Annotated in this window: 21 protein-coding genes and 1 pseudogene; 5 read left to right on the top strand and 17 right to left on the bottom strand. The window is 35.4% G+C overall.

Annotation, left to right across the window (positions count from 1 at the left end; all coding sequences use genetic code 11):
- Positions 1 to 313 precede the first annotated feature (313 nt).
- From parE to fabF, 4 genes are all read left to right on the top strand, one after another.
- Positions 314 to 2,197: a DNA topoisomerase IV subunit B gene (parE, locus tag BTHERMOSOX_RS01550; protein WP_138118734.1), complete on the top strand. Its 1,884-nt coding sequence runs from the start codon at positions 314 to 316 to the stop codon at positions 2,195 to 2,197.
- Positions 2,190 to 2,876 (top strand): 7-cyano-7-deazaguanine synthase QueC, encoded by a 687-nt coding sequence (gene queC, locus BTHERMOSOX_RS01555; RefSeq protein WP_138118736.1) that lies wholly within the window; start codon positions 2,190 to 2,192, stop codon positions 2,874 to 2,876. The genes parE and queC overlap by 8 nt, the downstream gene beginning before the upstream one ends.
- 84 nt (positions 2,877 to 2,960) lie before the next feature.
- Complete coding sequence (gene acpP / locus BTHERMOSOX_RS01560) at positions 2,961 to 3,188, top strand: acyl carrier protein (protein WP_138118738.1); 228 nt, start codon at positions 2,961 to 2,963, stop codon at positions 3,186 to 3,188.
- Positions 3,189 to 3,275: 87 nt separating this feature from the next.
- Positions 3,276 to 4,514, top strand: coding sequence for a beta-ketoacyl-ACP synthase II (fabF, locus tag BTHERMOSOX_RS01565; protein ID WP_138118740.1), 1,239 nt, complete (start codon positions 3,276 to 3,278; stop codon positions 4,512 to 4,514).
- Between the two features lie 47 nt (positions 4,515 to 4,561).
- Here fabF and BTHERMOSOX_RS01570 read toward each other — a convergent pair whose 3' ends face one another.
- From BTHERMOSOX_RS01570 to BTHERMOSOX_RS01595, 6 genes are all read right to left on the bottom strand, one after another.
- Positions 4,562 to 4,777, bottom strand: a complete 216-nt coding sequence (locus tag BTHERMOSOX_RS01570; protein ID WP_138118742.1) for a hypothetical protein — start codon at positions 4,775 to 4,777, stop codon at positions 4,562 to 4,564.
- 35 nt (positions 4,778 to 4,812) lie between these two features.
- Positions 4,813 to 6,732: a M3 family metallopeptidase gene (locus tag BTHERMOSOX_RS01575; protein ID WP_138118744.1), complete on the bottom strand. Its 1,920-nt coding sequence runs from the start codon at positions 6,730 to 6,732 to the stop codon at positions 4,813 to 4,815.
- 277 nt (positions 6,733 to 7,009) lie between these two features.
- Positions 7,010 to 7,147 (bottom strand): DUF4172 domain-containing protein, encoded by a 138-nt coding sequence (locus BTHERMOSOX_RS11905; RefSeq protein WP_346654936.1) that lies wholly within the window; start codon positions 7,145 to 7,147, stop codon positions 7,010 to 7,012.
- A gap of 309 nt (positions 7,148 to 7,456) precedes the next feature.
- Positions 7,457 to 8,113 carry a DotI/IcmL family type IV secretion protein gene (locus BTHERMOSOX_RS01585; protein WP_138118746.1) on the bottom strand — a complete coding sequence of 219 codons (657 nt, stop codon included), beginning with the start codon at positions 8,111 to 8,113 and terminating at the stop codon, positions 7,457 to 7,459.
- An 8-nt stretch (positions 8,114 to 8,121) separates the two neighbouring features.
- On the bottom strand, positions 8,122 to 8,985 hold the full coding sequence (locus BTHERMOSOX_RS01590) for a hypothetical protein (RefSeq protein WP_138118748.1): 864 nt from the start codon (positions 8,983 to 8,985) through the stop codon (positions 8,122 to 8,124).
- A gap of 42 nt (positions 8,986 to 9,027) precedes the next feature.
- Positions 9,028 to 9,573 carry a hypothetical protein gene (locus BTHERMOSOX_RS01595; protein ID WP_138118750.1) on the bottom strand — a complete coding sequence of 182 codons (546 nt, stop codon included), beginning with the start codon at positions 9,571 to 9,573 and terminating at the stop codon, positions 9,028 to 9,030.
- Positions 9,574 to 9,632: 59 nt separating this feature from the next.
- On the opposite strand from BTHERMOSOX_RS01595, the pseudogene BTHERMOSOX_RS01600 reads away from it, so the two are divergent.
- A pseudogene (locus BTHERMOSOX_RS01600) lies at positions 9,633 to 10,329 on the top strand (IS1595 family transposase).
- On the opposite strand, the gene BTHERMOSOX_RS01605 reads toward BTHERMOSOX_RS01600, so the two are convergent.
- The 11 genes from BTHERMOSOX_RS01605 to BTHERMOSOX_RS01655 all read right to left on the bottom strand — a co-directional run bounded on the left by BTHERMOSOX_RS01605 (position 10,324) and on the right by BTHERMOSOX_RS01655 (position 21,683).
- Entirely contained in the window at positions 10,324 to 11,142 is an 819-nt protein-coding gene (locus BTHERMOSOX_RS01605; protein ID WP_138118752.1) for an NAD-dependent epimerase/dehydratase family protein, read from the bottom strand. The pseudogene BTHERMOSOX_RS01600 and the gene BTHERMOSOX_RS01605 overlap by 6 nt on opposite strands.
- Positions 11,143 to 12,363, bottom strand: coding sequence for a glycosyltransferase family 4 protein (locus tag BTHERMOSOX_RS01610; protein ID WP_249360574.1), 1,221 nt, complete (start codon positions 12,361 to 12,363; stop codon positions 11,143 to 11,145).
- Entirely contained in the window at positions 12,348 to 13,478 is a 1,131-nt protein-coding gene (gene wecB / locus BTHERMOSOX_RS01615; RefSeq protein ID WP_138118755.1) for a non-hydrolyzing UDP-N-acetylglucosamine 2-epimerase, read from the bottom strand. Before wecB ends, BTHERMOSOX_RS01610 begins: the two co-directional genes overlap by 16 nt.
- A 13-nt stretch (positions 13,479 to 13,491) precedes the next feature.
- Positions 13,492 to 14,595, bottom strand: a complete 1,104-nt coding sequence (gene wbjC, locus BTHERMOSOX_RS01620) for a UDP-2-acetamido-2,6-beta-L-arabino-hexul-4-ose reductase (RefSeq protein WP_138118757.1) — start codon at positions 14,593 to 14,595, stop codon at positions 13,492 to 13,494.
- A 1-nt stretch (position 14,596) separates the two neighbouring features.
- Positions 14,597 to 15,628, bottom strand: coding sequence for a polysaccharide biosynthesis protein (locus BTHERMOSOX_RS01625; RefSeq protein WP_138118759.1), 1,032 nt, complete (start codon positions 15,626 to 15,628; stop codon positions 14,597 to 14,599).
- 62 nt (positions 15,629 to 15,690) lie between these two features.
- Positions 15,691 to 16,515 (bottom strand): NAD-dependent epimerase/dehydratase family protein, encoded by an 825-nt coding sequence (locus tag BTHERMOSOX_RS01630; RefSeq protein ID WP_138118761.1) that lies wholly within the window; start codon positions 16,513 to 16,515, stop codon positions 15,691 to 15,693.
- Positions 16,512 to 17,621, bottom strand: a complete 1,110-nt coding sequence (locus BTHERMOSOX_RS01635) for a glycosyltransferase family 4 protein (RefSeq protein WP_138118763.1) — start codon at positions 17,619 to 17,621, stop codon at positions 16,512 to 16,514. The genes BTHERMOSOX_RS01630 and BTHERMOSOX_RS01635 overlap by 4 nt, the downstream gene beginning before the upstream one ends.
- Before the next feature lie 2 nt (positions 17,622 to 17,623).
- Positions 17,624 to 18,745, bottom strand: coding sequence for a glycosyltransferase (locus BTHERMOSOX_RS01640; RefSeq protein WP_138118765.1), 1,122 nt, complete (start codon positions 18,743 to 18,745; stop codon positions 17,624 to 17,626).
- Entirely contained in the window at positions 18,723 to 19,646 is a 924-nt protein-coding gene (locus BTHERMOSOX_RS01645; RefSeq protein ID WP_171004620.1) for an O-antigen ligase family protein, read from the bottom strand. Before BTHERMOSOX_RS01645 ends, BTHERMOSOX_RS01640 begins: the two co-directional genes overlap by 23 nt.
- A 311-nt stretch (positions 19,647 to 19,957) precedes the next feature.
- Entirely contained in the window at positions 19,958 to 20,905 is a 948-nt protein-coding gene (locus BTHERMOSOX_RS01650) for a hypothetical protein (protein ID WP_138118769.1), read from the bottom strand.
- A 7-nt stretch (positions 20,906 to 20,912) separates the two neighbouring features.
- Complete coding sequence (locus BTHERMOSOX_RS01655; protein WP_138118771.1) at positions 20,913 to 21,683, bottom strand: DUF2334 domain-containing protein; 771 nt, start codon at positions 21,681 to 21,683, stop codon at positions 20,913 to 20,915.
- Between the last annotated feature and the right edge of the window lie 12 nt (positions 21,684 to 21,695).

Genomic DNA, 21,695 nt, shown 5'->3' on the forward strand with positions numbered 1-21,695 from the left:
AATGGGCATCCTTGATCCAACTAAAGTAACTCGTGCAGCCTTACAACATGCGGCGAGTATCTCCGGATTGATGATTACTACTGAGGCAATGATTACTGACATCCCGCAAGAAGCTGGTGCAGCTGCACCTGATATAAGTGGTATGGGTGGTATGATGTAAGCTTCTGCCTTGTAGAGTAATAAAAGACTGTACAGAATAAGCATGACTATTTTATTAGTTAGTCGGTTATTTTAGATAGCTATAAAAGCCCTGTTTTATGGGGCTTTTTTTTGGTATGATACTTGGCAAACTATTCTTGGGCAGATATAAAAAATGAGTGATTACGATTCTTCTTCGATTGAGGTATTAACTGGATTAGAACCCGTTAGAAAGCGCCCAGGAATGTACACCGAAACTGAGCGTCCAAACCACTTGGCTCAAGAGGTGATTGATAACAGTGTCGATGAAGCGGTTGCCGGTCACGCTAACAAAATCAGTGTCATTCTATATAAAAATGGCTCATTATCTGTAGAGGATAATGGCCGAGGTATGCCGGTTGATATTCACAAAGGCGAAGGCCAATCTGGTGTAGAAGTTATCTTAACTAAACTTCATGCTGGTGGTAAATTTTCAAATGACTCTTATCAATTTTCAGGTGGACTACACGGCGTTGGTATTTCAGTGGTTAACGCCCTTTCAACCTTGGTTGAAATCTGGATCAAACGCAATTCAAAAGAATATCATATTAGCTTTTCAAATGGATTTAAAAAAACAGAGTTAATCGAAGTTGGTGCAGTTGGAAAGCGCAATACCGGCACCAAGGTTAAATTTACTCCAGATGCACAATTTTTTGATACTGTTAAATTCTCAGCAACCAAGTTACGTCATAATTTACGCTCAAAAGCAGTTCTATGTCCTGGATTAGAGATTAATTTTTATAACGAAATTGACGATACAACTGATAAATGGCTTTATCAAGAAGGATTAAAAGATTATTTATCAATGGCACTTGATGGGCTGGACTGCCTACCAGAAAAACCCTTTATCGTAAATTTTCAATCATCTGAACAACAGCTTAACTGCTCACTCGCTTGGACACAATACAACACCAATGTGGTTGCAGAAAGTTATGTCAACCTTATTCCAACGATTGCTGGCGGTACACATGTAAATGGTTTGCGCTCAGGGCTAACCGATGCGCTAAAAGAATTTTGTGAGTTTAGAGATTTAACTCCTAAAAATATAAAACTAACGCCGGATGACGTTTGGCAAAGAATTGCCTATGTATTATCCATTAAAATTTTAGATCCTCAATTCTCTGGCCAAACTAAAGAAAGGTTATCTTCTAGAGAGTGTGCCACCTTTGTTTCTAACACAGTTAAAGATGCCTTTAGTTTGTGGCTTAATCAGCATACCGATATTGCAGAACAAATTGCTCAGCTTGCCATTGCTAATGCGCAAACAAGGCTTAAAACTAACAAGAAAATCATTCGAAAGAAGATTGTTAGTGGCCCTGCCCTACCAGGAAAATTGTCAGATTGTACAAGTACTGACCTTTCTCAAACTGAAGTGTTTTTAGTTGAAGGTGATTCGGCTGGAGGCTCTGCAAAGCAAGCGAGAGATAAAGAATATCAAGCAATACTACCACTTAGAGGTAAAATTTTAAATACTTGGGAGGTGGATTCTGACCAAGTATTAGCCAGTAATGAAATTCACGATATTAGTATCGCTATCGGTCTTGAGCCAAAATGTGAAAATTTAGATGGCTTAAGATATGGAAAAATTTGCATTCTTGCTGATGCCGACTCGGATGGTGCACATATTGCTACGCTTATTTGCACCTTATTTGTTAAGCACTTTCCACTTTTAGTTAAAAAAGGACATGTTTATGTTGCTATGCCGCCATTATATCGTGTGGATGCCGGTAAACAAGTGCATTACGCATTAGATGATGGAGAGCGTGATGCTATTATTCGTAAAATTGAATCAGACAATAAGCGCGTTAAAGTTCAAGTACAGCGTTTCAAAGGGCTGGGCGAGATGAATCCTTCTCAATTACGCGAAACTACTATGCTGCCAGATACAAGACGCCTTATTCAACTAACCCTAGAAAATCCACTACAAGTTGAGCAAACTATGGATATGTTGCTGAGTAAAAAACGCGCCAGTGATCGTAAAAAATGGTTAGAAGAAAAAGGCAACCTAGCCAATGTCTAGCGCCAATAAAAAAGCCGTCATCTTACTATCTGGCGGGCTTGATTCAACTACAACTTTAGCCATTGCGCAATCCCAGGGATTTGAGTGTTTTGCACTAAGCTTTGATTATGGCCAAAAACAAAAATCAGAGTTAATATCCGCCACCTTGGCTGCTAAAATTTTTAATACCACTAAACACCGAGTGATGAAAATATCGCTTTCAGATATTGGGGGCTCTGCCCTAACTGATAACAATATCGATGTGCCAGATTTTGTTGAAAGTGATGAAATTCCTATTACTTATGTCCCCGCAAGAAATACCATATTTCTATCTTATGCGTTGGCCTGGGCTGAAGTGCTTGATTGTCAAGATATTTTCATTGGTGTTAATGCGCTAGATTATTCAGGTTACCCAGATTGTCGACAAGAATACATTGATGCCTTTGAAACAATGGCTAACTTAGCCACCAAACAAAGTTTCGAAGGTCAAAAAATCAGCATTCACACGCCATTAATAAAGCTTAACAAAGCTCAAATTATTCAATTAGGACTAGACCTAGGTGTGGATTATAAAAATACCACAAGCTGTTATCAGGCCAATGACCAGGGTGAGGCTTGCGGTGTTTGCGACGCTTGTGAATATCGTAAGATAGGGTTTATTAAAGCGGGAATTGACGACCCAACTCGTTATCAAAATTAATTCTATTTTTTTGCAATTTAATCTTGTTTTATAGTCAATAACCGATAAAATAATAACTTTATTAAATCAAATAGGAAGTATCAAATGAGCATTGAGGAAAGAGTTAAGAAGGTTGTAGCTGAACAGTTAGACGTAAGTGGTGATATCGATAACAACGCTTCATTCATTGATGATTTAGGTGCTGATTCTTTAGATACTGTTGAATTAGTAATGTCTCTTGAAGAAGAGTTTGACTGTGAAATCCCTGATGATGAAGCAGAAAAAATTACAACAGTTCAACTAGCGATCGATTACATTAACAATAATTTGTAATATTTCGTTTAGTTAGTTAGTTAAGTAATAAGGCGCTTTCTTCACGGAATTAAGTGCCTTTTTTTAATTTTTAGAATATGGTAAGTTATGAGTAAAAGAAGAGTTGTTATTACTGGTATGGGTATTGTTTCTCCTGTTGGAAACACCATTGAAGGATCTTGGAAGAATATCTTAGCTGGAAAATCTGGCATTAACCTACTGAGCAATCTTGACACCGAAGGTCAGTCAGTTAAATTTGGCGGATCAGTTAAAAACTTTGAAATTACAGATTACTTAAAACCTAAAGATGCTAAAAAAATGGACACCTTTATCCATTACGGTATGGCTGCCGGTATTCAAGCATTTGAAGATTGTGGCATTGAAGTTACCGAAGAAAATTCTGAGCGTATTGGTGTCGCTATTGGCGCTGGAATCGGTGGCCTAGGAACAATAGAACGTACTGCCGATCTTTTTAGAGAAAAAGGTGCCAAGCGCATCTCTCCTTTCTTTGTACCCTCCTCTATTATTAATATGATTTCGGGCAATCTGTCTATTAAATATGGCTTTAAAGGCCCTAACTTTGCCATTGTTACCGCATGCACTACTGGCACTCATAATATCGGTGATGCATCACGCTTAATCGAATACGGCGATGCTGACGTAATGATTGCTGGTGGCGCTGAAATGTCAACTACCAATTGTGGTCTGGGTGGCTTTGCTGCTGCTCGTGCACTTTCTACTCGTAATGATGACCCGGCTACAGCCTCTCGTCCTTGGGATAAAGATCGAGATGGCTTTGTATTAGGCGATGGTGCTGGTGTCGTGGTTCTAGAAGAATACGAGCACGCTAAGGCACGTGGTGCAAAAATTTATGCAGAAGTACTGGGTTACGGTATGAGTGGTGATGCTTATCACATGACACTACCATCTAAAGGTGGCGAAGGTGCAGCACGTTGCATGAAAAATGTCATGCGTAATGCAGGTGTTAATACTGATCAAATTGATTATATCAATGCGCACGGAACCTCTACACCTGCAGGCGACCAAGCAGAAACTGATGCGGCTAAATTAGCCTTGGGCGACCATGCTTATAAGTTAGTCATGAGCTCAACCAAATCAATGACTGGTCATTTATTGGGTGCAACAGGTGGTATTGAGGCTATCTTCACCGCATTGGCCTTAAGAGATCAGGTGGCACCACCAACCATCAATATTTTTAATCAAGATGAAAAATGCGATTTAGATTATTGTGCCAATGAAGCCAGAGATTTAAAAATAAATTATGCGATTTCTAACTCGTTTGGCTTTGGCGGCACTAATGGCAGTATTCTACTTGCTAAAATCTAAAAAAATACCTAGCAATTGCTAGGTATTTTGTTGATTATCAGTAGAAATTATTTTTCTATTGCCAAATCTACGCTTTTAATCTGATCTGCATCGGAAATTAACTCTTTAGCAAAATCGTAAACAATACCTGCGCCATTTTGAATACTTGAAAGCGTTGCCTCTTTGTTAACCACTAACACCCAACTCTCTTCTGTAGAAATAAATTGGATTGCGCCGCCAATTAACGCCAAAATAATAACAACACTTAGAATAAATTTAATCATAACCTTACCTTTAAAAATAATAACAGGCATTGTACCTAAGTTGTAATGCCATTTGCCTTTAACAAGGCTTCAATTCCAGGTTTCTCACCTCTAAAGGCCTCATAACTAGCCATAAACTCTTGGCTGCCACCCGTTTCTAAAACATTATGCAAAAAATCAAGTGATGCTTGTGAGCCAATACCGCCTTGTGTATTCACGTAATCGTAAGCATCGGCTGCCAACACTTCTGCCCATTTATAACTAAAGTAACCTGCTGCATAACCACCTGAAAAAATATGCCCAAATGTATTTAAGAATCGACTATCTTTAATGCTTGGCATAAGCGCGGTATCTTTTCGAACCTCAGTTAAAACCTTGTAAGTATCTTTCAAGCTTAAATGAGTTTTTAAATCCCAGATTGAAAACTCACATTGTCGTAGCATACCCATGGCTGATTGGAAATTCTTAGACTCAATCAGTTTATTGTATAAATTATCAGGCAGTGTTTGTTTAGTTTGATAATGCTCAGACATCCTTGTCACTACATCACGCTCATAACAGAAAAACTCCATATACTGGCTTGGCAATTCGACGCCATCCCACGGAACGCCAGAGATACCTGCTGCACAGGCATATTTAACCTTGGTTAATACGTGATGCAATGCATGTCCAAATTCATGAAAAATAGTCACAATTTCATCAAATTCAAATAGTGCAGGTTTGCCCTCAGAGGGAGAATTTAGATTGCAAACAACAAAAGCAATTGGTTTATCTTGGCCTTGTAGTGGCTGATAATCCGCCATCCAGGCGCCACCACGTTTGTCTTTTCGTGCGTATAAATCTAAATAAATTTTGCCTATTAATTTACCATTTTTTGTTATTTCTAATACTCGGACGTCATCATGATAGCTCGGCTCATCAATTTGATGCAAGCTAACTTGGTACAAATTTTCAATGGTTGAAAACAGGCCTTCTAATACTTTTTGCTCTGGAAAATACGGCGTCAATTCTGATTTTTTAAAGTCAAATTTTTGCTCTTTTAATTGTTCACTATAAAAACCCAAATCCCAAGGCATAAGCTCTATTCCAGCAAACTTTGCCAATTCATTTAATTCTGCTTGTGCTTGAGACTTTGATTTACCTACTAAATTAGATAAAAACTCTAAAATTTGATCAACACTTTCCACCATTTTTGATTCGATGGATAACTGTGCGTAATGATCAAAACCAAGGATATTTGCCATTTCAGTTCGAAGACTGAGTATTTCATCCATAACAGCTTTATTATCAAAATCAGCTGATGTGATACCAAGTTCCGATGCGCGTGACACATAGGCACGATAAACCTCTTCTCGCAATGCTCGATTATCCAAATAAGTCATGACGTCCATATAAACAGGCATTTGTAAGTTAAGTTCATAACCTTTATCTATTTTAATTTTTGCAAGCTCAACCTCGCCATAACCTATCAACTCATTCAACTCAACAACCTTTGTCCATTCGTTAGTGGCTTTAAGCGAGTTTTTTGAAAATTTATTACTAAGTAAACTTAAGCGCTCTTTAATGGCTTTAAAGCGTTTTGACTGCTCTCCCTTTAAACCCACACCTGATAATTCAAACCCATCAATTGACTCTTGTAGTATGTGCTGTTGCTGTTTATTTAACTTGGTATTTTTTAGGTTTTTATAAGCTTGATATAGGTTCTTATTACTGGAAATATCAGAATAAAAATTAGTAATAATTGGTAAGGTTTTTTCATATTCAGCATTAAACTCATCACTAAACATAGTTGCATTTAAATGAGAATTAACACTGGTCAAACGCCCTAATTCAGATTCAAATTCATCAATAGGTGTAATTACACTATCCCAATTATCACTTTGCTCAGCTAAAGCTACGACTTTCAAACCTTTTTCAACTAAATTTTCAATAGATGCAACAATGTTTTTTGGTTGGAAATTTGGCGTGAAATTCATGACTATCCTCAAAGTAATAATTGTGAAGAGGCTTTAACATTGTGCATGGCACTTTCTAAATGAATCAAGGAATTTATTAACAAATAAACAACTGTAATAAATTTTGAAAGCAACACAAGAAAATATTAAAACAACAAGTAATTTGGTGGAGAAAGAGGGATTCTATTAACCCTAACAACCTATTGATAATAAAGTAATTTTCTATATATTTTATAAAATATTCCTAAATGCTAAGTAAAACGCTTACTACATTCTTAATTTTGGGCGCTGCTTCTTTTTAGCGACCCTGATGATATCTAATATCCGCCAACTTGGAGAGTAGAGACTCATCATTCCAGGTAAAATTTGGCCAGTTTTGATCTTTATAAATCCACATATCATTCACCCTATTATTTAAGGTGATTATATACATCATTCACCGCAAAGTCAAAAATTATATATTTTCAATACCGTCATGATAAGGGGTGGTGCAGAGGCTCTATACCTAATCTTAAATCTTGCTACTGTCTTTTGGCCAAGCTTTCAGACAAAAAAATTATTTTGCGTAGAGGTCTTTAATCACTAAAGGGTTCATTCTGTAATGTTTTTTTTCGTGCCTAGGTAAAATCTACTTATTGTCCTGTTAGTTTGCTCTTTTTGTGTCTGTATATTTTTCATAACTATATCCATTTTTTATTTTTATCTCGATTTTTATAATACACCCTTACTATGTCGATAACTCACTTTAAAGTCGTTTCTTAATGTTTTGAGATTCAGTAATAAAACTAAATACCTCAACTCCTCCGATTTTCTTTCTATTGTCGGTTCTTTGAATGACAATCGTTGCTATTACTTTTTGAGTAAAACTAGAATTTGAGGAGCTCTCATAATGAATTGTAATTGGCATTTCAAACTTCCACTTCATCCTGCCATTGTGCTCTAGTTTTTTAATAAGAACCGGCAACTCTATAAGCGCATGTGTGTACATTTTCTTTTTCTTGATAAAGTTTAAAATTTCCTCAAATTCCACAATAAAATTATCAAATGATGCCTCATAAAACATCGATTCTACACTTTCTATTTTTTGTCTAAAATTAATATAGTTAGTTGAATACAATGTCATCGCAAAATCTCTACTAAATTGCCTTGCTACTTCATCTGTTACTAGGGGCTTGTCAAGTGCAACAAGTTGAGTCACAACCCCTGTTGGACTTACAGTGAAATACCTATCGTGTGTATTATAAATTACCATTGCTGAGATAATTATTGATCCAACAGCAGTCAACATCGCCAACAATGATATAAGGGTACTTCTTTGGATAGAGTTTACTAGCGATTCATTTGTTGCTATTGACTCTGGTATTACTGGCACTTCCTCTGTTTTTTCATTTTTTGTATTCATAAAAACCTTTACCTTCCAATTTCTTCCATTTTTGAATCGACAGTATGTGACAATTGTAATGTTAATATTATTAAAATTTGTTTGTTTACTTCTAAAAGGTCTAGCACCATCTTATTGTTAAGTGTTTGATTTTTGTATAATTCTCTTAAAACGGCAACATCATTTTTTATCAAAAGAGGCTCTAGCCCATCAGTAAAACGATTCTTAACCATACCTTGAACCAATGAATGAGACGATGCGCTCTGCTCTCCGTCTCTGATAACTTCAAGCTTTGGATAAATAACTTGCTTCACAAGAATATCTTTTAATAGCTCTTTTTGCATTGATAGATTGTTAGATTTCGCCTGATTAACCTGCCCATTAACAGTATTTAACTCTCGCCCTGAAAATACATTTTGCCTACTATTGTCAATCAAATGATCTAGAAGTGTTGCGACTTTATCGCCATCTTCTTTTGAGATTGTCTCTTGGTCAAAAAAATCAGACATAATATACCTGCCATTACCTGGTAACGTGCTTACATATTGGTTATAAACGGCTTTTTGCTTACTATATTCTTCGACTTTTTTATCTTGTATCTCTTTATTATTGTTCTTAATCTGTTCGATGATACTATTCTTGTTGCCACCATGAGAGATTGCGTCACCGATTGCTATACGTCTACACAGATCTTTTTTGTCTGGTCTAGAATCAGTGCCGTATTGTCTTGATGTATAAATCTTTGAATCACTAGCAGACTTACTCTTGGCTATCAACTCGCTCGCTTTATTTAAATCTTCTTGCGTCTTAATGGCGACATCAGATATTTTCTTTTGTGCAGCCATTTGTTCAGAGTGGGTATCTTTTAATGTTTTAACGACGGCCTGTTCCATTTCATCAATATTAGTGTTAACATTAGAGAATCCGCTGGTGATTTAATTTTTAAGCTCTGCTGCTCTTGAGTTGATAGCCTCAACTGCTGCTGCACCACAGCAGGCTGCATTAGCTTGCTGAATGGTAAGAAAACCCAATAATACTATTGTTTTATTTATAGAAAAGATCATTTGACCCACCTCCAATTGTAGCGTTGTATTTTTTGTTAATGATTGGAATATCGGGTATCTTTTCATTAATAGCCTACCATCATGGTTTGAATTCACACTAATACTGCCTAGTGGAGTATCAAGCCCCTGATTTATAGTGTTAATATTGCTCGATATTACAGAATTTGCTTTATCACACATCGAGTTCAAAAAATTATCTAATAAATCATCAACATTAGGCAATGAAAAGCCAAGACCCTTTAACGATACATCAAAACTATTAAGACAGCTAGAGTCAATCACATCACCACCGGTGATAATCTCAGATGCAGCGACTGACTCTAGTTTTTGCACGGAAACTTGATGCTCTGCAACTCTGGACACAACATCATCACACCTGCTACCCAATACTTTAGTATTTACAGCAGCAGCTGACATACTGCCAAATATTATTATTAAAAATAAAGGGTCATGACAACTTAAGCATATTTAAAATCATGTTAAAGTACCGTTATGAAAGTAAAAAAAACAAGTATGTAAATCGTTCCCGTATTTCAGAGAAGAAATTTAGAGAAATAATTAAGTATTTTTCTCTTGATTTGAACGCAGTTCAAATCAAGGAATTAACAGGATTGAGCAGACAAACAAACAACAAATATTTAACCGCTATTAGGCTTAGAATTGTAGAATTATCCATACTTCAATCTGCCCCACTAGTGAGTCGATGAAAGCTATTTTGGCGCACGGCGCGTCCGCGGAAAACGCGGCCGTGGCGCCTTAGGGAAAACCATTGTTTTTGGCTTGCTAAAAAGAGGTGATAAGGTTTATACTGAGATTGTTCCAAACTGCAAAAGTACTACCCTACAAAGGATTATCAAGGGTAAAACTAGTATTGAAAGCGTCATTCATTCTGATGGTTGGCGAGGGTATAATGGTTTAGTAGATTTTGGCTATAAGAAGCATTTTAGAGTACATCATAGCAAGAATGAATTTGCTCGTGGTAATGCACATATTAACGGCATAGAATCATTTTGGGGTTATGCCAAAACAAGGCTGGTAAAATTTAAAGGAATGAATAAAAATATGTTTAATTTACACTTGAAAGAATGTGAATTTAGATTCAATAATCGCAAGCAAAATCTTTATAAGATTTTGCTTGAAATGTTCAGAAAAGAGTCGCTTAAGTTGTCATGACCCTTTATATTTAATACGCGGGTTCACCAGTCTAACAATATCAAACAGGATTTTTGGAACACTCCATTTTGGAATTGACTTGCCTACCACACCGCACATAGCATTATAAATTTCACGAGAAGAATAAGGCGCACCATCTGTTGCGATAAATATTTCTCCATTGGAGCGCTTATCTTCGGAAACTAGAAAAATTACCTGAACCAAATCATCTACATGAATCATAGAGCGCCGATTCCCCATCTCAGGCAAGGGTGGAAACCAACCTTTCTTAATTCCCGCTAACATTAATTGTAAATTACCCTTAACCTCTGGGCCGTAAACCAATGAGGGGCGAATGATTGACACATGCATGCCAGATTCGTTACCTATTTTTAAAAGTTTTAACTCTGCCTCTCGTTTGCTTTTACCATAGACCCCTTCAGGCTCATTCTGATCGGATTCATTAATACACTTGCCAGAAGCCAAGCCCCCTCCAGCCTTCACACTGCTAATAAAAACAAAACGTTTTACACCGCTTTCTACTGCCAATCTGGCCAGCTCAACTGTAGCTTCCACGTTAATCACACGATATAAATCTTCAACTTTACTAGGATCTTGCATATCGTGCGCAAAGCCCGCAAGATGAAAAACTGTATCTACAGATTCAAGTGCGTGCTTAGATATTCTATCCTGCTCCAGATTACATACAACTGTTTCATAATTATTGACCTTAGATCTAGCAAGCAATCTAACATCGCACTCTATAGTGTTCAACAAGCCAAGTAGTCGACTACCAATAAATCCAGTTGATCCTGTTACTAAATACATCGTCATCTAATCGTTATAACCAACCAATTGACTGGTTAAATTATTGATAATACTATCTTTATTAAAGGTCGTTTCTAGTAACTTTGTATTATTAATGATAAATTTAAATTTTTCATTCTCAGGCATATCTATACACTTTTCAAAAGATTTTTTAATAAGCTCCACATTAGATGGATCTGCACAGACCCCGAGACTATTATCGTTCACAATATCTGCCACATCGCCATTAATAATAGCTAATATAGGCTTCTTAGCCGCGATATAGGTTTGAGTTTTAGCAGGAACAGTTACTGAGAATATTGGCTCATTAATTAAAGATACAATTAGAAAGTCACTAGCTTTATAAAATTTAGCCATATCTTCGCGCATTTGTTTGCCGTGGAAAATTATGTTTGGATTGTTATTCGAGAGTTTTTTTAAAAAAATCAGATTAGAACCATCGCCAATAATATTCAGTTGAGATTTTTTTTGATACCCATCTGGTAATAAACAAAAAGCATTGATAATATTCTCTAGATTTTGCACCTTGCCAACATTTCCAGCAAAAGTAAAATGAATTTTTTGATTTTTGCTTAGGGCAATAGGATCCATATCCATATCTAAATCATCTGCCCAATTTGGAGCGTAATTAAACTTTAAGCCCTTCTTAATATATGGCTCTAATTTTGACTCAAAGCCTTTGCTTGAAATAGCAACAGCAGTAATGTTGTGATGCATAAATTTCACAAACGCATCTAACAGGGTTGAGAGCATCTTAGTTTTTTTAAAACCATATGCATAAACACTATCGGGCCAAACATCTTGCACCCAAAACATAGTTGGCTTCTTATATAACTTACGAATTACAACTGCTGGCAACATATCTGTTAGTGAGCCCAAATTAAACCCGAAAACATAGTCATATCTTCTGCCAATAAAAATTGCAACAATACTGCCAAAAATCATAAAGTTTATATATTTAAAGATCTTTTTAACTGTACTGTCTCTATAGCCTGTAACAGCGTGCACTCTGAAAATATTTATACCTTGGTATTCGTTTTTTCGAAAGAATCCATTTTTATAGCCCAGGAAAACCTTTCCTAATGGATAAGTCGGGACTAAAGTTAATACATCAACATCATAACCTTTGCCTTTCCATGACAAAGCAACATCATTTATCTTAAATTCTTCAGGGTAAAAGCACTCTGTAACAATTAATATTTTCTTAGGCACTAATACTTTTTCCAAACCACTCTATTTACGTAATCAACATAACTGTGGATTATACGAACCATCTTATCCGACACATTAGGCATAGAATAATCGTCAACTTGGCGTATTAGTCTTTGCACACCTCTTGGCTGTTTGTCAATAATAGATAAAGACTGCATAATTCTTTCTTTCTGCAAGCCTGTCATAATAACTGCAGCTTCTTCCATGCCTTCAGGGCGCTCGTGTGCTTCGCGAATATTTAAGGCCGGGAAATTTAAAATAGAGGACTCTTCATTTATAGTGCCACTATCTGACAACACCACCTTAGCAGACATTTGAAGCTTGTTGTAGTCCTTAAATCCTAGTGGCTTCAATAATTGAATTATTGGATTTAATTCAACTTTCATTTCATCAATACGTTTTTGCGTTCTTGGGTGTGTAGAAACAATAATCGGCATTTGATAAATCTCTGCAATTGCGTTTAATGACTCCATTAAATTCAAAAAGTTCTTATCAGAATCGACATTCTCTTCACGATGCGCACTGACAACAAAAAACTCATATTCTTTAATCCCTAAACGCGTCAACACATCGGAACTTTCAATGCCATCACGATAAGTATTCAGCACTTCGAACATAGGACTGCCCGTTTTAATAACCATATCTGCCGGCAAACCTTCACTCAAAAGATAGTCTCTAGCAATGCTACTGTAAGTTAAATTAATGTCAGCCATATGGTCAACTAAACGACGATTAATTTCCTCTGGAACACGTTGATCAAAACAACGATTACCAGCCTCCATATGAAATGTTGGTATCTTTCTGCGCTTGGCAGGTAATAAGGCCATACAGCTATTTGTATCACCCAAAACAAGCATAGCCTCCGGCTGAATTTCTTCTAAAACTTTATCGACTTCAATGATAACATTTCCAATAGTTTCAGCACCAGTTGTGCCAGCAGCGCCTAAAAAATAATCTGGCTTTCTAATTCCTAGATCATCAAAGAAAATCTCATTCAATTCATAATCATAATTTTGCCCTGTATGAATCAGAATGTGTTCGCAATGCTCATCAAGCTTCTTAAGGACACATGCAAGACGTATGATTTCTGGACGTGTTCCAACTACTGTTGCAATTTTTAATTTTTTCATATCTTATATACCTCTACACTTTGTGAGTTATGGTATCAGGATTATCAGGATCGAAAATTTCATTGGCCCAAAGCATGACAATCATATCTTCCGTACTGATATTGGTAATATCATGAGACCATCCTGGCACCGTTTCAACAATTTTTAACTCTTTGCTTGTTGTGATAATCTCATACGTTTCATCTAAATCTACATGTCTAAAACCAAATCTTGCCTCACCTTGGATAACTAAAAACTTTTCAGTCTTGGAGTTATGATAATGACCACCTCTAGTCACACCTGGCTTTGCAGTGAAAAATGAAAATTGGCCACTATCTTTTGTTTTTAGCATTTCTGCAAACATTCCACGCTCATCACAATGTAAGGGTATTGAATAGGAAAATTGCTCAGGAGAAAGATAACTTAGATAAGTTGAATATAGCTTACGAATAAGTCCACTACCAACCTTTTCAGTTATAAGTGAATCTCGACTTTCTTTAAATATCTTAATCTGATCGGCTAAATCGCCTAATTTAATTTTATACTCTGGCTGCACTGACAACTTTTTTTTGTCATCTTTCGCTTCCTGTATTATCTTAACAAACTCTTCAACCACATCATCAATATAAACCAGACTCAATTCAAAATTTTGATTTTTAACTTGGATGGGCAAGTCATGACTTATATTGTGGCAAAAAGTCGCCACAACAGAATTATAATTAGGCTTACACCACTTGCCAAACACACCAGGAAGACGATATATATAGACGGGGCTTTCTGTGCCATCTTCAAGTTTATTTATGGCTGTTTCAGCGTCTAATTTACTTTTTCCATACACATTATCTAGCGTGGCTTGTGTAGATGATGCAAAGATAATAGGAATTTTCCTGCCTGTAGAGCGCACTGCTTCACATATTGATTCTGTCAATTTAGTATTACCTACATTGAAATCTTGTTCATTTGTAGGTCTATTTTCTCCTGCTAGATGGACAATGAAATCAGAGTTCTTAACAAGTTCTATCAGGTCATCAATCGAGTTATTACGAGTATATGTCGTAATTTTAATATCCAGCCCTCTTAAGTGGATAATTAAGTTCTTCCCAATGAATCCATCAGATCCTGTTATAAGCACTCGCATCTTATTCTTCAGGATCTATGATTTCGCCGTTTTTAGCAGCTTGAATAAACTTTAATTTATTCAACAATCGTTTCATGCTATCAACATCTAACTGTGTGGTGTTATCTGAATTATATTCATCTGAATCTGTAATATCTTTATCACCATCTTCCACATACTTGGCATAATTCAAATCACGCAGATCCGGTGGTATTTTATAATAATCACCCATATCAAGAGCACATGCCATTTCTTCTTTAGATAACAAAGACTCATATCGCTTTTCACCGTGCCTTGTACCGATAACTCGAGTAGGATAGCTAGACTTTCCCATTAGATCACAAAGAGCTTGCGTCATGATTCTAACTGTTGCTGCAGGCGCTTTTTGAATAAAAATATCGCCAGGATTTCCATTGTCAAAAGCAAATAGAACCAAATCCACTGCATCGTCCAATGTCATCATAAAACGTGTCATGTTTGGATCTGTTAGAGTTAACTCTTTGTTTTCATGAATAAGTTCCACAAATAACGGAATGACAGAACCTCTAGATGCCATCACATTGCCATATCTAGTGACACAAATTATTGTTTTGTCACCCCCTTGTCGAGATTTAGCAATAACAACTTTCTCCATCATTGCTTTGGATATGCCCATAGCATTAATTGGATATACCGCCTTGTCCGTACTTAAACAAATAACTCTCCTCACATTAGCATTAATCGCAGCGGTCAGCACATTATCAGTGCCAATTATGTTGGTTTTAACCGCTTCAATGGGATGAAATTCACATGATGGCACTTGTTTTAATGCGGCTGAGTGAAAAATGTAATCTACATCTCTAACGGCATTCATTATCGAGTCATAATCTCTCACATCACCAATATAGAACTTAACTCTATCGTCGGCATATTGACGTCTCATGTCATCTTGTTTCTTCTCATCGCGGCTAAATATTCTAATTTCCTTAATATCAAGCTTTAAAAAACGGCGTAATACGGCGTTACCAAAAGAGCCCGTTCCACCAGTAATTAATAAAATTTTATTTTTAAACATTAAATATAATTCTCCAATAATCTAACATAGCCTATAAATCAAACCATTATATGATTGTGTCTTTATAGTGCAATCTCTTTAACAAAATAATCATTAAGATCTATAAAATTATATTGCTTAATGATGGATCTTAATTTGGTTGTAGAAGCAATTGATTCATTAATCTCATCTCTAATCTTAGAGTTAATCTTAAAGTCAACAGAATAATCTTTCAACATTTCTACAATATTTTTGATACTGTGTCCACTACCGGTGCCAACATTAACAATGCCACAATAATCTGATTCTAATAATTTATTATATATATTACATACATCCAAAATGTGTATGAAATCTCTCACTGACTCCCCATTATTAAATAAATGCAGTTTTCCATCTCCAGCATGCGAAGCAATCATTTTTGAAATAATCGAAAAATTATCATTACCCCCATACATATTAAAGACTCGGGCAATAATATAATTAATTCCATGTGCTGATAAGTAACTTTGAATCATTATTTCACTTGAAATTTTTAATGAAGAGTATAACGAGCTGGGATGAACTTGGTCTTTCTCATGGCAACAAGGATTTCTTCCATAAACAGCAGCACTACTGGTATATATAACAGTGCCGATTAAGTCTTTTATATTAATTAGCACATCGATTATGTTTGACAGGTCTCCTAGCGTCTTTTCAGTATATTGTTTAGGATTTGAAAAATCCCCTAACTCTATACTTCTTTGAAAAGAATTAATCACTACGTTAATCCTAACATCTTTATCATGATATTTTAACAACTCCTGGGCATCACCTCCCGATAGGAGGATTGAATTATTTAAAACCGAACTCAATGACAATGAAAGATTGCTCCTTTCGCCAAATAAAACATTTATATTTTTTTTCATCTCATTGCCATTCCAATTATATCCCCAAGTCTCTTAGTATTTTCTTCAACTGAAAAGCTATCTATTGCAAGCTGATGACCGTTGCTTGCGATACTTTTTCGCAACTCTGTATCTAAAATTATTTTTGTTAGTGCACTTTCAAGTGCAGCTACATCGTATGGAGGAACTATAATAGCATGTTCACCATCCTTCACATAATCTAGAATTACACCTACAGAAGTAACTACCGTTGCAAGTCCAGCTGCCATCGCTTCAATCATTGCATTAGGAAACCCTTCGGCCCATGAAGGGAGAACAAAAATATCACTTTTTTCTAAAATACTATCAACAGCTTGTGAATTGGCCCAACCAAAAAAGACGATGCATTTTTCTAGATTATGTTCTTTTACAAAATGTTTGGCAGCTTTTTCAGCATTCCCGCTCCCTACAAATGTAAGGTGAAACCTGATGCCTTTATTATGCAAATTATTACACGCATATAATAATTCAAAAACACCCTTATATTTTTCCAGCCACCCAACAAAAATTAATTTTGACGTGTTATTAAGTTCGGATTTCCTATTTTTACCAATCTCAATTTGTTTTTCAGTTGCAGTCCAATTATTCACAACCTTTACTTTTGACTTATCAAGCCCAAGCTGATTTATGGCATACCCCTTCCATTTTACCCCTTGACAAAGAAAAACAGTTGAATGACCATAGAGAAACCTAATTAACTTTAACATAAGAGGTGATCTGGATGTTTGACTAATAAGATTTCCAGCTCTTGGAAATATTAATGCAGGACGTTTAAATAAGTGACACATCCATACCATGACACCTTTCTCAATTGCACTTGCCCCATCTGAGGAAAAAATTAATACCACATCAATTCTATTGAATATCAATCTATACATTAATATAAATAATCGACGTACAGCCATAACACTTCGAATAAAAAGTTTCGGTGGAGGGTTGGAGATTTGTGATGAATCTAAAGTATCAATGTCAAATCTATTTGCTATTGATGATTCCAACAAAATTTTACATGATTTTGCAATACCTCCATAAATAGCCTTGCTTTCTGCTGGGAATGCCCCCACTATAAGTAATTTTGGCTTTGGCATTACTAACAACTGTTATGTTCAATTAAAAGCGACTCATAAGCGCCAGACATACTGCCTTGATCAAAATTTAACTCTGCAAACTCTCTTGCATTTTTTATCATATTACTTTTTTCTGAAAAACTCATAACACTTAATCGTTCTATAGAATTACAAATTGATTCTGGAGACAAAGGGTCACACAAAAAACCACGCTCTTCGTCGCCAATAATAAAAGGATGATCGCAAACATTTGATGCAATCACAAAGCAACCTTCGATCATTGCTTCGCAAATAACCATTGGCAAACCTTCATAGATACTAACAAGAAGCAGGGCGTCGCTCTTTCGGTAAAGGCTTACAATATCCTTAACCTCTCCTAACCACGTCCATTTCGATGAAAGCTTAGTATTTTTAAGCAAATACTTATCCATTTCTTTTTGCATCTCTATAGATTTATCAAAACTACCATCTCTTCTGCCTGCCCACTCTACTCTTGGAATCCAGCCATTCCGATCATAGAATAACGAGAGTGCTTTTAATAAATTAACTCCATTCTTGGGATAAGCAATACGGCCAACTACTAACAATTTAAGATTTTTATTCTGGGTAATTGTCTGGTCTTTTGAAAGTGCTGGTATTTCGAACCCATTCAAAATTGCATGTGTTTTTTTTGAAAGTCCAGGCCGTCTCTTTAACAATCTAGCCTCATTAAAGCTATTTGCAACAACTGAATAGGCTGATAAAGATGCCAAATAGAATAAGAGTTTCTTAAGAATAGGTACAGGAGCGTTAGAAGAGCTCTCTTCACATACAATCAATCTACCCCTTACACTTCTTCCTATCATGGCCAATGCAGCATATATACTTGGCGCATGCATGGAGCTTATAACACCATCATAATTGTGCTTTAAAATAATACTGCGTAATTGCTTCACAATATATAAAGAAAATCCATCTTTTTTCTTTTCTACAGCGTGAATTTTAATACCATAGGATTGAAATTCTGAAGCAAAAAAATCACCCTTCGGGTTATAGATAAAGAGTTCTACTACATGCCCAAGATCTGAAAGAGATTTAGCCAAATTTCCTTTCAGTTTTTGCGCCCCTCCAGAACCCAATGAGTCAATTACAATTAGAATTTTCATGTGATTTTGATTTGTTTTTCATATATAAATAACTACCAGCAATATAAGCAATTAATACCCAGACAATTTTTTCAGTTAATCCCTGAGCAGTTAAGTGAAAACCTAAAATTGTCGGCAACAATAAGACTGGTAAAAAATTACCAGAATATTTATACACCCAATAAGATGCAGACATAATTCTATACATAAATATTATATAAAGAATTAATCCTATAACTCCCGTATAAAGCATTACCTCAATAATAACGTTATGCGGACTTTCAATTGCTCCTAAGAAATTATAGGTTTGAAGATCAGCTCCAGATAAGCCATATCCAAATATAAAATTGTCTTGAATAATTGAAAGAAACTCATGCCATAAGTAAAGTCTACCACCAAGAGGGAGTGAGCTTTCTCCGTCGAATATTTTAGAAAATCTTGACACAGATAATTCAGACTGCATTAAAACATACAATAATAAAGAAATGAAAACTAAGGTAAAAAAAGTCACAACAGCAGAAGATACCAACCCCCTCCTCTCAATAAAAACTTTTATAAAATACCATATACTAAAACTAGCTACTAAAATTAAAACCGACGTCCTGGAGCCAGTTTTCAACATAAGCCAAAAAATAAGTGGCATAAACGCAATTAACAGCAAGTGACCCCTTCCCAACTTTAAACGCCCTTTAATCATTATTATTATTATCAATGCTGTCGCTAGCTTTGATCCAATTTCATTGTGGCCAGCACCAAACCATGTGTACCTAAGATCTTGGTTAATTTCCAATCCAATACCAAGAAAAAATAAAATAGATACAGTAATAATACCCAAAGAAAATACCAACAAACCCTTCTCTAAAACTACAGGGTCTCTTTTGGTATGATTTAAAATTAAAATAAATAATAATATGTTTAACATGAATTCTATGTCAACAATTCTAGATGAATATGCATTTATATTAATCAAACTAACTATGGTTAGCCATATAATAATCAATATTAAGGGGGTGGTAAAATGCTTATTTAGAGCACAAGAGTACTTATATTTAATAACAGATATCAAATATAAGATGGCGGCTATTTTTGAAACTGAAACAAGAAATATTGAAATATTAATATTAATATTCTCCATGCCTAGTAAAAAACAGTACAAATATAAGGCAATATTTTGAAAAGAAGTAAAAACTCTCATTATATTATTAACTTCATTTTTTGTTTATAACGCTATTCCTAATACAAATTAATATTTTCAAATTTGGATCCAAAGGCTTCTGCATATCTAACAAGAGATGTTCTAGGGCCAATCAATTTTTTTGATTCTGACAGCATCTCCATCTCAAGAATAATATTATCGCTACACAATACAACCAATCCTCTTGAAATATTTGTTAACATTAATTCAAGTTCATTTTTTGCTTTTATATCTGCACTAAAACCAGGGTGTAACTTTATAACACCTCCATCAGGCATTCTATCAACTAAAGCTTTTAACATGGATTCCCATTGATTATGGGCAACTCGCCGAGGAGCCGGGGTAAGTCCAATAGTTTTAATACCTGTAAGTTTTGGTTTGTATTTTAACAAGGCGACACTATAATCATTTAAAATTTTACGCTTACAGTTTGGAGCTAGAGGAAAAACATCGGGAAGTATTCCGATAAAAGCTAAAGCATCATCACGAAAATAATCTTTAAAATCATTCCTCCTGCTATTTCTATACCTTAGCCTACTTTTCCAAATATTTAACTGATTAGCGGTATAAGGCTTATAGAGCCCATAAGACAACCACCCTTCTTCAAGATAAATATGACCTGCACACAAGGGCAAACATAGCAATCCTTCTACATCTGGATAGTTCCATGAAGTGTATAATAAAAAACGATCATTATTCTTCCTAACCACATTTGCAATACGCCTACCAAATGGGGTTTTTCCAAAAATTTTTGTATATATTACGTCATACCACCTGGGTGGCGGATTAATGGGTTTTTTTTCTATAATAGATGTATCTGTATTGCGCATGGAAATACAAACTATTTTATCTGACTGAATGCCATATGTATCAATAATGATACGTACAATCATAGCCACTACCGGGTTGCTAATCATAAACACATGCTGATAATCATTATCAATAGCATATTGAATACCGCTTGGTACAAGAGTCTTTTTATTCAAACCACCCCTATTCAATTAAAAAAAATTTAGCACGCTTAAGCCAAGGTTTTATATCGTAAAGCCTCCAAAACAAAAAAGAATAAATCTTGTCATTTACACTTTTCTGACGCTTTTTCAAGTTGAGGCTTTTTACACTTGTTGCAGCTTTATAAATTTGAGAAATAGAGAGGTCATATTTAAATTGTTCAATATCCTCATAACTCATAGTGTCAGGATGGAGGCATATAGTCCACACCCCATATTTTTTTTTCTTTACACTCCATAATTGTTGCGGAATAAAATAAAAGCTTCTTTCGTAGAAAGGGTATTGAGCAATACCGTCGCTAACTATATTAATATTTGTCTCACAAAGTAAAGCCCGCAATGTTTTACTATCAAAGCTATGCGAAGGAGCCACCCAAACTTTTGGATCAAATCCATTTTTACGAAATACGTCTATTGATTTTCTTATTTTTTCTTGTTGCTTCTTAAATGTCAAGCCTGCAAATTCACTTCTATCATAGTAAGGGAAAAGTAGCTCTTTTCGATTTACTTTATGATACAAATGCTGGTATCCATGCATAGCAATTTCCCAACCTTTGTCCTCCCACTCTTTAATTAATTTCCAAAAATTAGGATTTAACTCTTGATACATAAGATCTGGATCTCTATTGTCAGGCGTTACTGCAACAATTGGAACAATGCCATACTGCTGAAATATTTCCTCAATAGCCTTCCATTTTTTAGTATCCATAAATGAAGTGGCATCATCAAGTCTAAATATATATCTAGCTTTCATTTTTTTGCCATT

The sequence above is a fragment of the Bathymodiolus heckerae thiotrophic gill symbiont genome, from assembly GCF_900128515.1.
Classification (GTDB): Bacteria; Pseudomonadota; Gammaproteobacteria; order PS1; family Pseudothioglobaceae; genus Thioglobus_A.